The following is a 17,869-nucleotide window of genomic DNA, read 5'->3' on the forward strand; positions in this document are numbered from 1 at the left end:
CCCATCCCCGTCCCTGTTCCCATCTCCATCCCCGTCCTCACAGTCGTGATCACGTGCTCGCGCCCCGCTCGCGCAGCGCGCGTCTCGCCTCCGGGTCGGCCCGGCGATGGCCGTGGAAGTGACCGGGGTGGTAGAGGTGCGAGCGGGTGCCGCGGGCGTCGAGGGCGGGGCCGACCAGGAACAACGTGTGCTTCCAGAGCCTGTGCTCCTTGACGGTCTCCTCCAGCGTGGCGATCGTGCACCTCACGATCAGCTCCTCCGGCCAGGTCGCCTGGTACGCCACCACGACCGGAGTGTCCCCCGGGTAGCCCCCCTCCAGCAGCTCCCGCACCAGCTGGCCGCTGCGCGCCGCCGACAGGAACAGCGCCATGGTCGTCCCGTGCCGGGCGAACTCCCGTACCTCCTCGCCGGGCGGCATCGGCGTCTTGCCGCCGCCGAGGCGGGTCAGGATCACCGACTGCGCCACCTCGGGGATGGTCAGCTCCCGCCCGGCCAGTGCGGCGACCGCCGAGAAGGACGAGACGCCGGGCACGATCTCCACATCGATCCCGATCTCCGCGCACCGGTCGGCCTGCTCCTGCGTACCGCCCCACAGCGCCGGGTCGCCGGAGTGGATGCGCGCCACCCGCAGCCCGTCCCGCCGCGCCCGCTCGTAGACGGCGACGACGTCCTCCAGCGACAGCACAGCCGAGTCCAGGATCTCCGCCCCGTCCCGGGCGTGCTCCAGCACCTCGGCCTGCACCAGGCTCGCCGCCCAGATCACCACGTCCGCCTCGGCGATGGCCCGCGCGGCACGGAACGTCAGCAGATCGGCGGCGCCGGGACCGGCCCCGACGAAGGTCACCTTGCCGGCGGGGACAGCGACCGCCTCGGCGTCGGGCATGGGTTCGGGTTCCTCTCGTACGGGCGGGCGGATGATCAAAAGGTGGGGGAGCGAGGGTGTCGGGGGCGTCGTAACCGTGCCGGGGCCGCCGGGTCCGATAGCAAGGGCACATGGCGGTGTTCGTCGCGCTCGGCGCGTTCCTGATGACGCTGGCCGGTGGCTGGACCGCGCAGCGGGTGACGGACCGCCGTCACCTGGTGCTGGGCCTGGCCGGCGGGCTGATGCTGGGTGTGGTGGGCCTGGATCTGCTGCCGGAGGCGCTGGAGGCGGCGGGCCGGGAGGTGTTCGGCGTACCGGCGGCGCTGCTGCTGTTCGTCGCCGGGTTCCTCCTCGCCCATCTGGTCGAACGGCTGCTGGCCGCCGCGCACGGCGGTGACGAGCATGCCCGCACCCCCGAGGTGGGGCTCACCGCCGCCGCGGCCATGGTCGGCCACAGCGCGATGGACGGGGTCGCGATCGGCGCCGCGTTCCAGGTCGGCGAGGGCATGGGGCTGGCCGTCGCGGTCGCGGTGATCGCCCATGACTTCGCGGACGGCTTCAACACCTTCACCCTCGCGACCCTCTACGGCAACGCCCGCCGCAAGGCCGTCGTCCTGCTGGTCGCCGACGCGGCGGCCCCCGTGCTGGGCGCCGCCTCGACCCTGCTCTTCACCCTCCCGCTCCCGGTGCTGGGCGGCTATCTCGGCCTGTTCGGCGGCGCCCTGCTCTATCTCGCGGCGGCGGAGATCCTCCCCGAGGCCCACCACAAGCACCCCGCGGGCCCGACCCTGCTGTGCACGATCGCCGGGGCGGGCTTCATCTGGCTGGTGGTGGGGCTGGCGGGGGAGTGAACGGGCCCGCGCGCCGGAGGGGGCACGCGTATCGGAGCACGCACGCGCACCCGGCCGGGCACCCCAGCCGTCCCCGCTCCCCTCACCGCCCGCACCCCCCGCACCCCCCGTCACAACTTCCCGCCCCGCCCGCCGTCCCGCCGCGCGGGCGCGATCAGCGTGGAGAGATACGGCAGCGGAGTCCCGTCCAGCTCACCCGCCGGCCGGATCGACTCGCCGTCCAGGCCCAGCGCCGACCCCCACACCGCGCCCTCGATCCGCCCGCTGTCCCGCAGCGCCTCGACCACCTCGGCGGCCTGCCGCCCGAACTTGTAGGCGACGACCGTCCCCGGCCCGTTCAGCGCGTCCTTGAGGACCCCGGTCCCCGCGGTCACCGGGACCAGCGTCAGCGGCTCGGTCCCCTCGGTGAGCACCGCCCCCGACCGGGCGGCGAGGTCCTGCATGGCGGTGATCCCGGGCACGGTCTCCACCACCGTCCCCGGCATCAGCGCGGTGACGGTCTGCGCGAGATAGGTGAAGGTGGAGTACACATTCGGGTCGCCGATCGTCGCGAACGCCACCCGGGCGTGCTCGGCGAGCAGCGCGGCGACCTGCCGCCCCGCGTCGTCCCAGGCGGCCTCGCGCCGCCCCCGGTCGGTCCGCTCGTTGAGCGCGAACACCACCCGGACGACCTTCTCCGCGCCGATGTGGTGCAGCACGGTCGCCTCCGCCCGCCCGCGCTCCCCGGTGTCCATCACCGGGACGACGACCACATCGGCGCCGCGCAGCGCGTTGACGCCCTTCACGGTCACCAGCTCCGGGTCACCCGGTCCGACCCCCACCCCGATCAGCGTGCTGCTCATGACGTCCGGCACCTTTCGACGAACCGACGGGCCACACCGGGCGCCGACGCCCAGTGGGTGTGCAGATAACTCGCGTGCACCCCGAGCCGGACGAACCCCTCGGCACGGGGCGTGGGCGTCCGCAGCCCCCAGGCGGGGGAGTCCCCGGCGCCGGGTTCGACGGCGGTCCGGTGGAACTCGTGGCCGCGCATCCGCGTCCCGGCGGCGGCCAGCACACTGTCGCCGACGGCCACGGCCTCCCGGTACCCGAGGGTGAGCCGGCCGGTCATCCGGGCCGAGGCGTCCAGCACCCCGCACATCGGCCGCCCGTCCAGTTCCCGGCAGAGATAGAGGAGCCCGGCGCACTCGGCGGCGACGGGCGCGCCGCGCTCCGCGAGCACCCCGATGTCCTTGCGCAGCGGCTCGTTGGCGGCCAGCTCCCCGGCGAACACCTCGGGAAACCCGCCCCCGACGACCAGCCCCGAGGTCCCCTCCGGCAGCCGCTCGTCCCGCAGCGGATCGAAGACGACGACCTCGGCCCCGGCCGCCCCCAGCAGCTCGGTGTGCTCGGCATAGGAGAAGGTGAACGCGGCCCCACCGGCGACGGCGACGACGGGCCGCCGCCGACCGCCACCGCCACTTGTCAGCCCGTCCGGCGTCCGAGGACGAGGCCCGCCCAGGACCGAACCCCCTGCAACCACACCCCCTGCAACCACACCCCCTACCGCCTCACCCCTCACAGCCTCCCCCGCGTCCCACCCCCCACCCCCCAACTCCCCCGCCCCCCGGGCGAGCCGCAGCAACCCCTCCAGATCGCACCCCGCCCCGACCCGCGCCCCCATCTCCGCCACCGCCGCCACGGCCTCCGCCCGCCGCTCCGCCACCGGCACCAGCCCCAGATGCCGGGACGGCGTCCCCACCGCCTCCGGCGCCCGCCGCACCACCCCCAGCACCGGCACCCCCACCGCCTCCAGCGCCTCCCGCAACAGCTCCTCGTGCCGGTCGGACCCCACCTTGTTGAGGATCACGCCCCCGATCCGCACCTCGGGGTCCCAGGTCACGAACCCGTGCACCAGCGCCGCCACCGACCGCGACTGCGCCGACGCGTCCACCACCAGCACCACCGGCGCCCGCAGCAGCTTCGCCACGTGCGCGGTCGACGCCAGTTCACCCTGCCCGGCGGCCCCGTCGAAGAGCCCCATCACCCCTTCGACCACGGCCACATCACACCCCCGCGACCCGTGCAGGAACAGCGGCCCGATCAGCTCCGGCCCGCACAGATACGCGTCGAGATTGCGCCCCGGCCGCCCGGTGGCGAGCGCGTGGTAGCCGGGGTCGATGTAGTCCGGCCCCACCTTGTGCCCGGACACGGCGAGCCCCCGCGCGGCGAACGCGGCCATCAGCCCGGTGGCGACGGTGGTCTTCCCGCACCCCGACGAGGGCGCGGCGATCACCAGCCGGGGCACGGACGCCAGGGGAACGCCCGCCCGCGGAACGGAGGGGTTCACGCCCCGCACCCCTCGCAAGCCCCACACCTCCCCGGCTCCTCCCTCACCACTCGATCCCCCGCTGCCCCTTCTGCCCCGCGTCCATCGGATGCTTCACCTTGGACATGTCGGTGACGAGATCGGCGTACGCGAGAAGCGCCTCCGGCGCGTTGCGGCCGGTGATCACCACATGCTGCTGCCCGGGGCGCTCCCGGAGCACGGCGACCACCTCCTCGGGGTCCACCCACCCCCAGTGCATCGGATAGGCGAACTCGTCCAGCACGTACAGCCGGTACGTCTGCGCCGCCAGATCCCGTTTGACCTGCTCCCAGCCCTCCCGGGCCTTCTCCTCGTTGTCCACCTGGGCGTCGCGCTGCACCCAGGACCAGCCCTCGCCCATCTTGTGCCAGGCGACGGAACCACCCTCCCCGGAGTCCCCGAGCACCCGCAGCGCCCGCTCCTCGCCGACCTTCCACTTCGCGGACTTCACGAACTGGAACACCCCGATCGGCCACCCCTGGTTCCAGGCCCGCAGCGCGAGCCCGAACGCGGCGGTGGACTTCCCCTTGCCGACGCCCGTGTGGACGACGACCAGCGGCCGGTTCCGGCGCTGACGGGTCGTCAGCCCGTCCTCGGGTACGACACTCGGCTGTCCCTGCGGCACTACGCGGCCCTCCCGGATACGTTCTGCATGCCTTGCACGCCCTGCCCGCCCTGCGCACCCCGTACGCCCTGCACATCCCTGACCAGCCCGGCGATCGACTCGGCCCGCAGCTCGTCCAGCGTGACCGCGGTCCCCGCCAGCTCACCGGCCAGCCGCCCGGCCAGCCCCAGCCGCACCGGCCCGGACTCGCAGTCCACCACCACCGACGCCACCCCGTCCGCCGCGAACAGCCGCGCCGCGCGCCCCGCGTGAGCCACCGGCTCGGGCGGTCCGCCGGTCGCCCGGCCGTCCGTCACCACCACGACCAGCGCCCGCCGCGCCGGATCCCGCAGCCGCTCCACCCGCAGCACCTCGTGCGCCCGCAGCAGCCCGGCCGCGAGCGGCGTCCGCCCCCCGGTCGGCAGCGACTCCAGCCGCGCGGCGGCGGCGTCCACCGACGACGTCGGCGGCAGCGCCACCTCCGCCGCCGACCCCCGGAAGGTCACCAGCCCCACCTTGTCCCGCCGCTGGTACGCGTCCAGCAGCAGCGACAGCACCGCCCCCTTCACCGCGCCCATCCGCTGCCGGGCCGCCATCGACCCGGAGGCGTCCACCACGAACAGCACGAGATTGCCCTCGCGCCCCTCGCGCCGCGCCTGCCGCAGATCGTCCCGCCGCACCACCAGCCCCGGCCCGGACCGCCCGCGCGCCCGCTGGTGCGGGGCCGCCGCCCGGACCGTCGCCGCCAGATGCAGCTTGGTCAGCGTGCCCTCGGGCCGCCGCGCCCCGGTCGTCCGCCCGTGCTCGGTCCGGGCCCGCGAACGCCGCCCCGTGGCGCCCTCCCCGATCCCGGGCACGCTCAGCACCTTCGTCCGGAACGGCTCCGCGGCCCGTACGGGGGACTGCTCCCCGCCGCCGGACGGAACCGGCTGCCCGCCGTCCCCCGCGTCCCCGGCCTCGGGCGGCGCCCCCGCGCCACCGCCGTCGTCCCCGTCTCCGTCCCCGCCCGCGTCCGGCCGCTGCCCGCCGCCACCGGGCCCGTCCGGGCCGGGGTCGTCGTCCTTGGGGCCACGGGAGTGGTCGTCGGTGCTGTCGTCGGAGCCGTCCGGGTCCCCGGCGAACTCCTCCAGCGTCCGGTCGAGCCGGTCCTCGTCCAGGCCCGGCGCGTCGAACGGGTTGCGGCGGCGCCGGTGCGGCAGCGCCAGCAGCGCCGCCTGCCGGACGTCCTCCGCGAGCACGTCCGTCCGTCCGGCCCAGGCCGCCAGCGCGGTCGCGGTGCGGGCCATCACGATGTCCGCCCGCATCCCGTCCACCTCGAACGCCGCGCAGGTCGCCGCGATCTGCCGCAGCGCCCCGTCGCCCAGCCGCACCGACCCCAGCAGCTCCCGCGCCGCCACGATCCGCGCCCGTACGGCGGTCTCCTCGTCGGCCCACCGGGCGGCGAAGGCGGCGGGACCGTCGTCGTAGGCCAGTCGGCGGCGGACGACCTCGACGCGCTGGTCGGGCTCCCGCGAGGCGGTGACCTCGACGGTGAGGCCGAACCGGTCCAGGAGCTGGGGGCGCAGTTCGCCCTCCTCCGGGTTCATGGTGCCGACCAGCAGGAAGCGGGCCGCGTGCCGCACCGACACGCCCTCGCGCTCCACATAGGAGGCGCCCATCGCGGCGGCGTCCAGCAGCAGATCGACCAGATGGTCGTGGAGGAGGTTGACCTCGTCGACGTAGAGGATCCCGCGGTGGGCCTGGGCCAGGAGGCCCGGCTCGAAGCTCTTGACGCCCTCGGCGAGGGCCCGTTCGATGTCGAGGGCGCCGACGAGCCGGTCCTCGGACGCCCCGACCGGCAGCTCCACCATCCGCGACGGCCGCGTCTGCCCGGCCCCGGCCTCGTGCGGGCCGTCCGGGCAGTCCGGGTCCGGCGCCCCCGGATCGCACGAGAAGCGGCACCCGGCCACCACCCGCACCTCGGGCAGCAGCGCCGACAGCGCCCGTACGGCGGTCGACTTGGCGGTGCCCTTCTCGCCGCGCACCAGGACCCCGCCGACCGCCGGGGAGACCGCGTTCAGCAGCAGCGCCAGCCGCAGATCGTCCTGGCCGACCACGGCCGTGAACGGAAACGGGATGCTCACTTGTCCTCGCCCTCCATGTCCTCGCCCTCCATGTCGTCGTCCGCCGAGGCGCCTTCCAGGTCGCCCTCCAGCTCCAGATACGTGGCCCGCAGCCGCTCCAGCGTGTCCGCGTCCGGCTCCGCCCACAGCCCCCGGTCGGCCGCCTCCAGCAGCCGTTCGGTGATCCCGCGCAGCGCCCAGGGGTTGGACTTCCTCATGAAGTCCTGGTTCTCCGGCGCGAACACATACTCGGACGCGAGCTTCTCGTACATCCAGTCGTCCACCACCCCGGCCGTGGCGTCGTACCCGAAGAGATAGTCCACGGTCGCGGCCATCTCGAAGGCGCCCTTGTAGCCGTGCCGCCGCATCGCCGCCATCCAGCGCGGGTTCACCACCCGCGCGCGGAACACCCGGTGCGTCTCCTCGCCCAGCGTGCGCGTCTTCACCTGGTCCGGGACGGCCGAGTCACCGACGTACGCCTGCGGGCTCGCGCCGGTCAGATGCCGGACCATGGCGACCATGCCGCCGTGGTACTGGAAGTAGTCGTCGGCGTCGACGAGATCGTGTTCTCTCGTATCGATGTTCTTCGCCGCCACCGCGATCCGCCGGAACGCCGTCTCCATGTCCCCCCGGGCCGCCCGTCCGTCCAGGCCCCGCCCGTAGGCGTAGCCGCCCCACACCGCGTAGACCTCGGCGAGGTCCGCGTCCGAGCGCCAGTTGCGGGCGTCGATCAGGGGGAGCAGCCCGGCCCCGTAGGCGCCCGGCTTGGAGCCGAAGATCCGGGCCGTGGCCCGCCGCCGGTCGCCGTGCGCGGCGGTGTCGGCGTCGGCGTGCGCCCGGACGTGGTTCACCTCGGGCGCCTCGTCCAGCTCGGCCACCGTCCGCACCGCGTCGTCGATCAGGGCGACCACATGCGGGAACGCGTCCCGGAAGAAGCCGGAGATCCGGACCGTGACATCGATGCGCGGACGCCCCAGTTCCGCCGGGTCGACCACCTCGAAGCCGGTCACCCGCCGCGAGGCGTCGTCCCACACCGGGCGGCAGCCCAGCAGCGCCAGGATCTCGGCGATGTCGTCGCCCTGGGTGCGCATCGCGGAGGTGCCCCACACGGTCAGCCCGACCGACGCCGGGTACTCCCCGTGGTCGGCCAGGTACCGCTGGACCAGCGAGTCGGCGAGGGCCTGCCCGACCTCCCAGCTCAGCCGGGACGGGATGGCCTTGGGATCGACCGAGTAGAAGTTCCGGCCGGTCGGCAGGACATTGACCAGACCCCGGGTGGGGGAGCCGGACGGCCCGGCCGGCACATAGCCGCCGTCCAGGGCGTGCAGGACGTTCCCGATCTCGTCCGTCGTCCGCGCGAGCCTCGGGACGACCTCCGCGCAGGCGAACCGCAGCACCGCCTCGGCGTCCGGCGGCTCGTCGCCGCCGAGGACCTCCCGGACCAGGGCCGCGCTCACCGCCGCGTCCCAGCCGCGCTCCTCCATGCCCTCCGCGACCCGCCGGCACAGCCGCTCCAGCAGATCGATCGCGTCGGCGGCGGTCCGGGCGGGCCCGTCCACCAGGCCGGTCAGCCCGTCCGGCACCTTCACCGGGGCGCCCGGACCGGCCAGCAGTTCCTTCTCGCTCAGCCCGAAGTGCGCGGCGAACGACGCCCGCAGCCCCGGCAGCGCGTCGGCCCGCCCGCCCCACACCTGGGACGCCCGCAGCACCGCCAGCACCAGGTTCACCCGGGCCTCACCGACCGGGCCGCCGCCCAGGATGTGCAGCCCGTCGCGGATCTGCACATCCTTGATCTCGCAGAGATAGCCGTCGATGTGCATGACGAACGCGTCGAAGTCGTCCTCCTCCGGCTGCTCGTCCACCTGCAGGTCGTGGTGCAGCTCGGCGGCCTTGACCAGGGTCCAGATCTGCGCCCGCACCGCCGGTGCCTTCACCGGGTCCAGATCGGAGACCAGCGCGTACTCGTCGAGCAGCTGCTCCAGCTTGGCGAGATCGCCGTAGGTGTCGGCGCGGGCCATCGGCGGGACGAGATGGTCCACCACGGTGGCATGGCCGCGCCGCTTGGCCTGGGTGCCCTCGCCGGGGTCGTTGACGATGAACGGATAGACCAGGGGGAGTTCGCCGAGCACCGCGTCCGGCGCGCAGCCGCCGCTCAGCCCGAGCCCCTTGCCCGGCAGCCACTCCAGCGTGCCGTGCTTGCCCATGTGCACGACTGCGTCCGCGCCGAAGGTGTTCTCCAGCCAGCGGTAGGCCGCCAGATAGTGGTGGGACGGCGGCATGTCCGGGTCGTGGTAGATCGCGATCGGGTTCTCGCCGAAGCCGCGCGGCGGCTGGATCATCACCACGACGTTCCCGAACCGCAGCGAGGCGAGCACGATGTCGTCGCCGTCCACGTACAGCGACCCCGGCGGCTCGCCCCACGCCTGCCTCATGGCGTCCCGCAGCGCCGGGTCCAGCGTCTCGAACCACGCCGTGTAGTCGGCCAGCGGCACCCGCGCGGGCGCCGCGGCGAGCTGATCCTCCGTCAGCCACTCCACGTCGTGCCCGCCCGCCGCGATCAGCCGGTGGATCAGCTCGTCGCCCCCGGCCGGATACCCGCTCACCCCGTACCCGGCGTCCCGCAGCGCGTCCAGCACCCGCACCGCCGACGCGGGCGTGTCCAGCCCCACCGCGTTCCCGACCCGCGAGTGCTTGGTCGGATACGCGGTGAACACCAGCGCGATCCGCTTCTCCGCGTTCGGCGTGTACCGCAGCCGCGCGTGCCGTACGGCGATCCCGGCCACCCGCCCGGCCCGCTCCCGGTCCGCCACGTACACCGCGACCTCGTCCGGGCCCTGCTCCTTGAAGGAGAACGGCACCGTGATCAGCCGCCCGTCGAACTCCGGGATGGCGACCTGCATCGCCGCGTCCATCGGGGACAGCGCGGCGTCCGAGCCCTCCCACGCCGCCCTGGACGAGGTCAGGCACAGCCCTTGGAGCACCGGGATGTCCAGCGCGGCCAGCGCCCCGATGTCCCACGCCTGGTCGTCGCCGCCCGCCGACGCACCGGCGGCGTGCGCGCCCCCGGCCGCCAGCACGGTCGCCACCAGCGCGTCGGCCCGCCCGAGCAACTCGTACAGCCCGGCGTCCGCGCCGCGCAGCGAACCGCAGTACACCGGCAGTGCGTTGGCGCCGCGCGCCTCGATCGCCTCGCACAGCGTGTCCACGAAGCCGGTGTTGCCGCTCAGCTCATGGGCCCGGTAGAACAGCACCCCGACGGTCGGCCGCCCCTCCTCCACGACCCGCTCGCCCCGGACGCCGTACTCGGGCATCGGGCGCGGCTCCTCGAAGCCCTCGCCGGTCAGCAGGACCGTGTCCGACAGGAACCGGGCCAGCTCCGCGAGGTTCCCGGGCCCGCCCTCGACCAGATAGCGCAGCGCCTGCGCGACCACCCCGGCCGGCACCGACGACTCGGCCATCAGCTCCGCGTCCGGCACGGTCTCCCCGCCCAGCAGCACGGTCGGGATCCCGGACGCCTTCAGCGCGGCCAGCCCGTCCTCCCAGGCCCGCTTCCCGCCCAGCAGCCGGACGACGGCGATGTCCGCCCCGGCCAGCAGCGCGGGCAGCCCGGCGGCGTCCACCCGGGTGGGGTTGCCGATCCGGTAGGTGACGCCGGGGGCGGCGCGGGCGGCGAGCAGATCGGTGTCGGCGGTGGAGAGCAGCAGCAGGGTGGTGCCGGCGGAGCTGTGCGTGGTGCCAGTGGTCATGCGGGCGCTCCCGGTGGGATGAAGGGCAGTCCTTGCGGCGCGCCGGACTCGATGAGCCGCCGGAGTGCGTCGGTGTCCGCGTGCTGTTCGATCAGATCGCCGAGCCGGTCGAGCCGCTCCTCGCGCAGCCCGGCGAAGGAGGTGTCGGGGGCGGGCACGAACCGGCGCCCGGAGGCGGCGGCCACCTCGCGCAGAAACGCCCGCCGGAAGCCGTCCGACTCCAGCGAGCCGTGCCAGTGGGTGCCCCAGGTCCGACCGGCCCGGCACCCGTCGAGAAACGGTTCGCCACCGAGGACATCGGCGACACCGTGATGGATCTCGTACCCCTCGACCCGCTCCCCGAGGGCCTCGCCGACGGGCCGGGCCAGCGTCTTGTCCCGCGCGAACCGCACCCGTACGGGGAGCAGCCCGAGCCCGTCGACCGACCCGGCCCGGCTCTCCACATCGTCCTGGATGTGCTCCCCGAGCAACTGGAAGCCCCCGCAGATCCCGAGGACCGGCAGCCCGGCCGCGGCCCGCTCCAGGAGCGCCGCGGCGAGCCCCCGCTCCCGCAGCCACGCCAGCGCCCCGACCGTCCCCCGGGTGCCGGGTACGACGACCAGATCGGCGTCGGCCAGTTCCTCCGGCCGGTCCACGAACCGCACCACGACCCCGGGTTCGGCGGCCAGCGCGTCGACATCGGTGAAGTTGGACATCAGCGGCACCGCGCAGACCGCGACCCGCAGCACCTCGGCCCCGACGGGCGGGCCGGCCATGGACTCACCGCCGATGCCGCCGACACCCCCTTGTACCCGGCCGCGCTCGCGCGGGGGCACCCCCATCCCGTCCTCCTCATCGATGCCGAGCCCGTGCCGGAACGGCAGCACGCCGTAGGTGGGGCGCCCGGTGAGCGAGGCGAGCATGTCGAGGCCGGGTTCCAGCAGCGACACATCGCCGCGGAACTTGTTCACCAGGAACCCGGCCACCAGCGCCTGGTCCTGCGGCGACAGCAGCGCGACGGTCCCGAAGAACGAGGCGAACACCCCGCCCCGGTCGATGTCCCCGACGACCAGTACGGGGAGACGGGCGTGGCGGGCGAGGCCCATGTTGACGATGTCGTTGTGCCGCAGATTGATCTCGGCGGGACTCCCGGCGCCCTCGCACACCACGACGTCATGGCTCGCCCGCAACTCGGCGAGGCACTCCAGCACCGTCCCGAGCAGCGCCTCGCGGCGTCCGCCGTGATAGCCCCGGGCGCTCATCTCGCCCACCGGCCGCCCCATCAGCACGACCTGGCTGCTCCGGTCACCGCCGGGTTTCAGCAGCACGGGGTTCATGGCCGCCGTGGGCTCGATACGGCACGCCTGCGCCTGCATGGCCTGCGCCCGCCCGATCTCCGCGCCCTCGCGGGTCACGAACGAGTTCAGCGACATGTTCTGCGCCTTGAAGGGCGCGACCTTCACCCCCTGCCGCACCAGCCACCGGCAGATCCCGGCGGTGACAACACTCTTCCCGGCGTCGGAGGTGGTACCGGCGACGAGCAGGGCGTGGCCGGTCATCGGAGAGGTCCGGGGCGGGGGGAGGCGGCGGGTGATGGGGGGTGGGGGGTGGGGTGGGGTGATTTTGGGTGGGGTGAGGTGGGGTGAGGTCGGGTGGGGTGGTGTGAGGTGGGGTGGGTTGAGGTGGCGTGGGGTGAGGTGGGGTTTGGCGGCGCCGGGGTGCGTGAGGTGGAGTTTCGCGGCTTGGGGGTGGGGGGCGCCGGGTGCTGTGATCTGGGGGTGGGCGGCTTCGGGGTGTGTGTTTTCGGGGTGTGCGGCTTGGGGTTGGGCGGCTTGGGGGTGTGCGAGTCGGGCTTGGGCAGCTCTGGGTGTTGTGATCTCGGGTTCTGCGACCCAGGCTTCGGCGACTCCGGGTTCTGTGGCCTGGGGTTGGGCGACTCCGGGATGTGCGAGCCGGCCTTCGGCAGCTTCGGGTGTTGTGATCCCGGGTTCGGCGACCCCGGGCTCGGCGAGTCCAGGTTCTGCGTCCTCGGGTTCTGCGACTCCGGCTTCGCCGAGTCCAGGCTCTGCGACTCCAGGCTCCGCGTCCTCGGGTTCCGCGCCCCCGGCTTCGGCGACTCCAGGCTCCGCGCCCCCGGGTTCCGCGACCCGCGCTCCGCCAACCCCGGGTTCTGCGACCCCCGGTTCCCCAGCCCCGCCTTCGCCAACCCCAGCTTCGCCAACCCGGCCTTCGCCAACCCCCCGCCCCCGCCGGCAGGCCCCCGCCCCCACGTCCGCCAAGTCGCCCCCGCCACGCTCACCCCCAGCGCCAGCCACTGCACCCGCCGCGACACCCGTACCGCCCGCTCGACATCCGCGACCGTCACCGCCCGCCCCGTCCCGTTCAGCACCGGGCGCCGCTCGACCCGGCCCGCGTACGACAGGGTCCCGCCGAGTCGCACACCGAGCGCGCCCGCGAACGCCGCCTCCACGACCCCGGCGTTGGGGCTCGGATGCCGGTCGGCGTCCTCGCGCCAGGCCCGCCAGGCCCCTCGCGGATCACCTCCGGCGACGACGGTCAGCGCGGCCGTCAGCCGTGCCCCCGGCCAGCCCGCCACATCGTCGAGCCGCGCGGACGCCCATCCGAAGCGCCGGTACCGCCGCGACCGGTGACCCACCATCGCGTCCAGAGTGTTCACCGCCCGGAATCCCAGCAGCCCCGGCACCCCCGCCACGGCCCCCCACACCAGCGCCCCCACCACCGCGTCGGAGGTGTTCTCGGCCACGGACTCCACGACGGCCCGCGCGATCCCGTCGGCGTCCAGCGCCTGCGGGTCCCGCCCGCACAGATGCGGCAACCGCGCCCGCGCCCCGGCCACGTCCCCGCGCTCCAGCGCGCGCCCGATCGCCCGAGCCTCCCGCCCCAGCGAGGTCCCGCCGACCACGGCCCAGGTGGCGGCGCCGGTCAGCAGGACGGAGGCGGCGGCGGAGGACCGTACCGCGCGGGTCGCCGCCAGGCCCAGGGCGGTGGCGCCGCCCACGCACACGGCGGTGTGCAGCGCGCCCCACCCCCGGTGGTCGCGCCACAGCAGTCGTTCCACGGCGCCCGCCGCCCGTCCGAACACGGCGACCGGATGCCCGCGGCGGGGATCGCCGAGGAGCAGGTCACCGAGGAGTCCGGCGGCGGCGCCGTACGCGAAGTCGCGTTCGGCGGACATCGGCTCAGCCGGCCGCGGAGGCGGAAGTCAGGGGGAGCGGGGTCCCGGTTCCGGGTCCGGATCCGTGTCCAGGTCCGGTGGCGAGCCTCGATCGGCAGCCGAGCATGGCGACATGTCCTCACTCAGGGTGTCCGCGCCCTGGTTCGACGAAGCGGCGGTGAGAGTTCCTGGCTCCCGGGGGGTTCTACCCCGGTGACAGTGGCGGGACCGCGCCGGATTCGCACCGGCTTCCTCTCGTGTCGCCGTAGTTGGCCCCGGCAGTCCACCACGGGGCCGGAGAAACCGTCAACCTGCCGCTGACCTGCGACAGGAGAGTGTGCTCAGCTCCACACAGCGACCGTCGCGCACACCACGAGGGCGGGTACGGAACCCAGGTCCCTGGGTCCGGTACCCGCCCTCGTGGGGGGTGTGCGGGACGAACGCGCGCCCGCGGGCACGCCGTTGCGCGCGGGCCGACCGCTGCACGCGGGTCGGTCGACGATCGGACGGGCCCGCCACCGCGCAGGCGCACCCGCGCCGAACGGACCGCCCCGGCCCGGACCGCCCCGTCCCGGCGCGGGTGTCAGGCGACGATCAGATAGATCCCGTACGCCACGGCCCCCAGGCACGCCGCGAAGCAGGCGTACGCGCCGGTGACCGCGAGCGTCGCGCCCCCGCCGCTGTCGGCCGCGCGCTCATGGCGTGCCAGCCCGCTGATGCCGAGGGTGAACAGGCCGACGAGGGCCACGGTGACCACGAGGCTGACTCCGAAGACGGAGCCGAGGGCCGCCCAGTCGATTTCCATGCTGCTGTGTCCTTGAGTGTCGTGGAGGGGGGAGGGGGAGGGCGACGGACGGCGCCGCTCAGACGGTGGCCTTGGGCGCGGCCGGATCGGGACCGGTACCAGAGGCGGAGCCGGCGGCGGGCGTGCCGCCCTGCTGGGCCGGGATGGCGCCCGCGGCCTCCTCCGCGGCCACGGTCGGCGGCGGCGTCACGGCGGCGACGGCGGCGGTGACCACACCGGGCGCCTCATCGGGACCGCCCCCACCGGCGCCCGCGGCGGAGCCGCCGTCACCGTCGGAGTCATTGACGTTGGTGTGGTCGACGACCTCGCGGCGGGACAGCTTCCAGATCCAGGCGCTGGAGGCGATCAGGAAGACGGCGACGAGGCCGGTGCCCCAGGCGCCGAAGCGGCACACCCACTCGGCGAGCGCGCCGACCACGGCGGCGGCCGGCAGCGTCAGCCCCCAGGCGACGAACATCCGGGTGGCCGTGGACCAGCGGACCACCCCGCCCTTGCGGCCCAGCCCCGCGCCCATCACCGCGCCGGACACGGAGTGGGTGGTGGAGAGCGAGAAGCCGAGGTGCGAGGAGGCCAGGATGACCGTGGCGGCGCTGGTCTGGGCGGCGAAGCCCTGCTGCGGCTGGAGGTCGGTCAGGCCCTTGCCCATGGTGCGGATGATGCGCCAGCCGCCGAGGTAGGTGCCGAGCGCGATGGCCACACCGGCGGAGACGATCACCCAGGTGGGAGGGTCGGAGTCGGGGGCGAGGGCGCCACCGGCGACCAGGGCGAGGGTGATGATGCCCATGGTCTTCTGCGCGTCGTTGGTGCCGTGCGCCAGCGAGACCAGACCGGCGGACGCGATCTGCCCGGCCCGGTAGCCCTTGGCGGACGACCGGCTCCCGGCGGACTTCTTGCCGAGCGAGTACGTCAGCCGGGTGGCGAACATCGCCGCGAGCCCGGCGACCAGCGGCGCGGCGATCGCGGGGATCAGCACCTTGGTGATCAGTACGTCGCCGTGCACCGCGCCGAGCCCGGCGGAGGCGATGGCCGCGCCGATCAGACCGCCCATCAGCGCGTGCGAGGAGGAGGACGGCAGGCCCACCAGCCAGGTCAGCAGATTCCACAGGATCGCGCCGACCAGCGCCGCGAAGATGACCTCGGGCTGGATACCGGACTCGTCGACGAGCCCTTTGGAGATGGTGTTGGCGACCTCCACGGAGAGGAAGGCGCCCACCAGGTTCAGGACGGCGGACATCGCCACCGCGGCCTTGGGTCTCATGGCACCGGTCGAGATGGTGGTGGCCATCGCGTTCGCGGTGTCGTGGAAACCGTTCGTGAAATCGAACGCGAGTGCGGTGACCACCACAATCGCGAGGATCAGCGAGAAGCTTTCCATTTACCCAGGCATTCGTTCGAGGTCATCGGCCGGATGAACGTAGGTAACCCAGATGAACGAATGGTGAACTAAGGGGGGCGTCAGGGTGTATGTGACGGGGGGTTGGCATTCCGTTTCCTGTGACACGGGCCAGGGCGTCCACCGGCCGCCCGCCCAGCCGCCCGCCCCGGTGTCCGTCCGCTGTCCGTCCGCTGTCCGTCCGGTGCCCACCCGCGGTGGCTCGACGGGCCGTGGGGCGCCTGGCCCCCGCGCGCCCGGCGCCTGGCCGCCACGCGTCCGGCGCCTCGCCCTCGCGCGTCCGGCGCCGGTCTCACCCGCCCCGGGCGAACTCCCGCAGCCCCTCCACCGACCCGGCGAAGAGATTCTGGTCACCCGGCAGCCCACCCCGGTCGTCGTGCTGCCAGAACGTCCACCGCGACCACCCCGCGGGCAGCTCCCCGGCGCTCCTCGTCCCGTACCGGGCCACCCAGAGCGCGTGCCCGTCCGCGAACGCGGTACTGCGCCCGGTGCAGGCGTTCCACCACCGCGCCGAGGTGTAGATCACCGGACGGCGCCCGGTGAGCCGTTCCACCTCATCGCTGAACGATCTGATCCAGCCAACCATCCGCGCCGCGCTCAACCCGTAGCACGGCCGCTTCCCGTCGTACGGATTCCCCTCGATGTCCAGCGCCGACGGCAGCGTCCACCCGTCCGCCCGCCAGCCCCCACCGCCACGGACGAAGTACCCGGCCTGCGCCGCGCCCGAGGAACGGTCCGGCAGCGCGAAGTGGTACGCCCCCCGGACCAGCCCGGCCTCCCGCGCCCCGTCGTACTGCCCCCGGAAGTACGGATTGCGGTACGACGTCGACTCGCTCGCTTTCACATACACGAACCGCGCCCCCTTCGCCCGCGCCGCCCGCCAGTCCACCTCCCTCTGGTGCGAGGAGACGTCATGCCCCTTGGTCCCGCCCGCCGCGACCGCCGGAACCTCCCCCAGGGCGACCCCCGCCATCACCAGCACCCCGAGCGCGGCGACCGGCACCCGCCCGCGCGACCGGCGGGGGAACGGACGGGACGGAGCGCGATCGAGGACCCGAGTCATGGCGATGCTTCTCCCGGAGAGCGGCGGCGACCGACGGCTGGTGCGGCGGGGTGAGAAGTGACCTGCGCGACAAATCGCCCCGACCCTAGATCAAGATCGTCGATCACCGCCGGAAACCCGCCCGGACCCCCTTCGAACGCCCCGCGAACCCCCCTCGAACGCCGGACACCCCGCCCGCCTCCTGGCAGGGGGGACGCCGGACACCGCCCCCGCCTCCCGGCTGCGAGGATCACGCCATGCCCGAGCAGCGAAACGACGACCGGCACCCCTCTCCCGCGCCCCGCACCACCGACCCGTCCGCCCTCCCCGCGGCCTGGCGGGATCTCGTCGACACCGCCCGCCGCAGCGTGACCGACGGCCTCGTCGTCGGCACCTCCGGCAATGTCTCCGTCCGCGTCGGCGACACCGTCCTCGTCACCCCCTCCGGCGTGCCCTACGACCGGCTCGGCCCCGCCGACCTCACCGGCGTCGACCTCACCGGCCGCCGCACCCACGGCACCCTCGCCCCGACCAGCGAACTCCCGATGCACCTCGCCGTGTACCGCACCACCGACGCCCGCGCGATCGTCCACACCCACGCCGTCCACGCCACGGCCGTCTCCACCCTCGTCCCGGAACTCCCCGTCATCCACTACATGACCGCCGCCCTGGGCGGCCCCGTCCGCGTCGCCCCCTACGCGACCTACGGCACCGAGGAACTGGCCGAGAACATGCTCCGCGCCCTCACCGACCGCTCCGCCTGCCTCCTCCAGAACCACGGCACCCTCACCCACGGCACCACCCTCACCCAGGCGTACGACCGCACCGCCCAGCTCGAATGGATGTGCCGCCTCTGGCTCACCGCCTCCGCCGTCCCGGGCCTGACCCCCACCCTGCTCACCCCCGAGCAGCTCACCGAGGTCACAGCACGACTACGCGACTACGGCCAGCCCCCCACCTGAC

General features: G+C 74.4%; 12 protein-coding genes, 1 pseudogene and 1 riboswitch. Of the genes and pseudogenes, 2 read left to right on the top strand and 11 right to left on the bottom strand.

The window, feature by feature from the left end; translation table 11 throughout:
- Positions 1-49: 49 nt before the first annotated feature.
- Positions 50-883, bottom strand: a complete 834-nt coding sequence (cobM, locus tag ABZX40_RS13905; protein WP_355735125.1) for a precorrin-4 C(11)-methyltransferase — start codon at positions 881-883, stop codon at positions 50-52.
- A 110-nt stretch (positions 884-993) separates the two neighbouring features.
- Here cobM and ABZX40_RS13910 point away from each other — a divergent pair, with 110 nt between their 5' ends.
- The gene (locus ABZX40_RS13910; protein ID WP_355735128.1) at positions 994-1,713 is read left to right on the top strand and encodes a ZIP family metal transporter; all 720 of its coding nucleotides are present in this window, start codon (positions 994-996) and stop codon (positions 1,711-1,713) included.
- 110 nt (positions 1,714-1,823) lie between these two features.
- Here ABZX40_RS13910 and cobI read toward each other — a convergent pair whose 3' ends face one another.
- From cobI to ABZX40_RS13960, 10 genes and pseudogenes are all read right to left on the bottom strand, one after another.
- A complete protein-coding gene (gene cobI, locus ABZX40_RS13915) occupies positions 1,824-2,555 on the bottom strand; it encodes a precorrin-2 C(20)-methyltransferase (RefSeq protein WP_355735131.1) in 732 nt (243 codons plus the stop codon).
- Positions 2,552-4,042 (bottom strand): cobyrinate a,c-diamide synthase, encoded by a 1,491-nt coding sequence (locus ABZX40_RS13920; protein ID WP_355735134.1) that lies wholly within the window; start codon positions 4,040-4,042, stop codon positions 2,552-2,554. The genes cobI and ABZX40_RS13920 overlap by 4 nt, the downstream gene beginning before the upstream one ends.
- Before the next feature lie 43 nt (positions 4,043-4,085).
- A complete protein-coding gene (gene cobO / locus ABZX40_RS13925; protein ID WP_355735137.1) occupies positions 4,086-4,685 on the bottom strand; it encodes a cob(I)yrinic acid a,c-diamide adenosyltransferase in 600 nt (199 codons plus the stop codon).
- The gene (locus tag ABZX40_RS13930; protein WP_355735140.1) at positions 4,685-6,787 is read right to left on the bottom strand and encodes a putative cobaltochelatase; all 2,103 of its coding nucleotides are present in this window, start codon (positions 6,785-6,787) and stop codon (positions 4,685-4,687) included. The genes cobO and ABZX40_RS13930 overlap by 1 nt, the downstream gene beginning before the upstream one ends.
- Positions 6,784-10,512: a cobaltochelatase subunit CobN gene (cobN, locus tag ABZX40_RS13935; RefSeq protein WP_355735143.1), complete on the bottom strand. Its 3,729-nt coding sequence runs from the start codon at positions 10,510-10,512 to the stop codon at positions 6,784-6,786. Before cobN ends, ABZX40_RS13930 begins: the two co-directional genes overlap by 4 nt.
- Positions 10,509-12,050: a cobyric acid synthase gene (locus ABZX40_RS13940; protein ID WP_355735146.1), complete on the bottom strand. Its 1,542-nt coding sequence runs from the start codon at positions 12,048-12,050 to the stop codon at positions 10,509-10,511. Before ABZX40_RS13940 ends, cobN begins: the two co-directional genes overlap by 4 nt.
- Positions 12,051-12,778: 728 nt before the next feature.
- Positions 12,779-13,687: pseudogene (locus tag ABZX40_RS13945) on the bottom strand (cobalamin biosynthesis protein); the annotation flags it as partial.
- Between the two features lie 141 nt (positions 13,688-13,828).
- Positions 13,829-13,969: riboswitch (cobalamin riboswitch) on the bottom strand.
- 280 nt (positions 13,970-14,249) lie between these two features.
- A complete protein-coding gene (locus ABZX40_RS13950) occupies positions 14,250-14,471 on the bottom strand; it encodes a hypothetical protein (RefSeq protein WP_355735149.1) in 222 nt (73 codons plus the stop codon).
- Positions 14,472-14,529: 58 nt separating this feature from the next.
- The gene (locus tag ABZX40_RS13955) at positions 14,530-15,846 is read right to left on the bottom strand and encodes an inorganic phosphate transporter (protein WP_355735152.1); all 1,317 of its coding nucleotides are present in this window, start codon (positions 15,844-15,846) and stop codon (positions 14,530-14,532) included.
- Between the two features lie 310 nt (positions 15,847-16,156).
- Positions 16,157-16,837, bottom strand: a complete 681-nt coding sequence (locus ABZX40_RS13960) for a lysozyme (protein WP_355735337.1) — start codon at positions 16,835-16,837, stop codon at positions 16,157-16,159.
- A 326-nt stretch (positions 16,838-17,163) separates the two neighbouring features.
- Here ABZX40_RS13960 and ABZX40_RS13965 point away from each other — a divergent pair, with 326 nt between their 5' ends.
- Complete coding sequence (locus ABZX40_RS13965; protein WP_355735154.1) at positions 17,164-17,868, top strand: class II aldolase/adducin family protein; 705 nt, start codon at positions 17,164-17,166, stop codon at positions 17,866-17,868.
- Position 17,869 lies beyond the last annotated feature (1 nt).

Source organism: Streptomyces sp. NPDC004610, from assembly GCF_040609715.1.
In the GTDB taxonomy this organism is placed as follows: Bacteria; Actinomycetota; Actinomycetes; order Streptomycetales; family Streptomycetaceae; genus Streptomyces.

Excerpts from the sequence above, each read along its gene's own strand:
- cobI (WP_355735131.1), bottom strand. The coding sequence starts at position 2,555 with ATGAGCAGCACGCTGATCGGGGTGGGGGTCGGACCGGGTGACCCGGAG.
- cobN (WP_355735143.1), bottom strand. The coding sequence starts at position 10,512 with ATGACCACTGGCACCACGCACAGCTCCGCCGGCACCACCCTGCTGCTG.
- ABZX40_RS13910 (WP_355735128.1), top strand. The coding sequence starts at position 994 with ATGGCGGTGTTCGTCGCGCTCGGCGCGTTCCTGATGACGCTGGCCGGT.
- ABZX40_RS13965 (WP_355735154.1), top strand. The coding sequence starts at position 17,164 with ATGCCCGAGCAGCGAAACGACGACCGGCACCCCTCTCCCGCGCCCCGC.
- ABZX40_RS13950 (WP_355735149.1), bottom strand. The coding sequence starts at position 14,471 with ATGGAAATCGACTGGGCGGCCCTCGGCTCCGTCTTCGGAGTCAGCCTC.
- cobM (WP_355735125.1), bottom strand. The coding sequence starts at position 883 with ATGCCCGACGCCGAGGCGGTCGCTGTCCCCGCCGGCAAGGTGACCTTC.
- ABZX40_RS13955 (WP_355735152.1), bottom strand. The coding sequence starts at position 15,846 with ATGGAAAGCTTCTCGCTGATCCTCGCGATTGTGGTGGTCACCGCACTC.
- ABZX40_RS13960 (WP_355735337.1), bottom strand. The coding sequence starts at position 16,837 with ATGGCGGGGGTCGCCCTGGGGGAGGTTCCGGCGGTCGCGGCGGGCGGG.
- ABZX40_RS13940 (WP_355735146.1), bottom strand. The coding sequence starts at position 12,050 with ATGACCGGCCACGCCCTGCTCGTCGCCGGTACCACCTCCGACGCCGGG.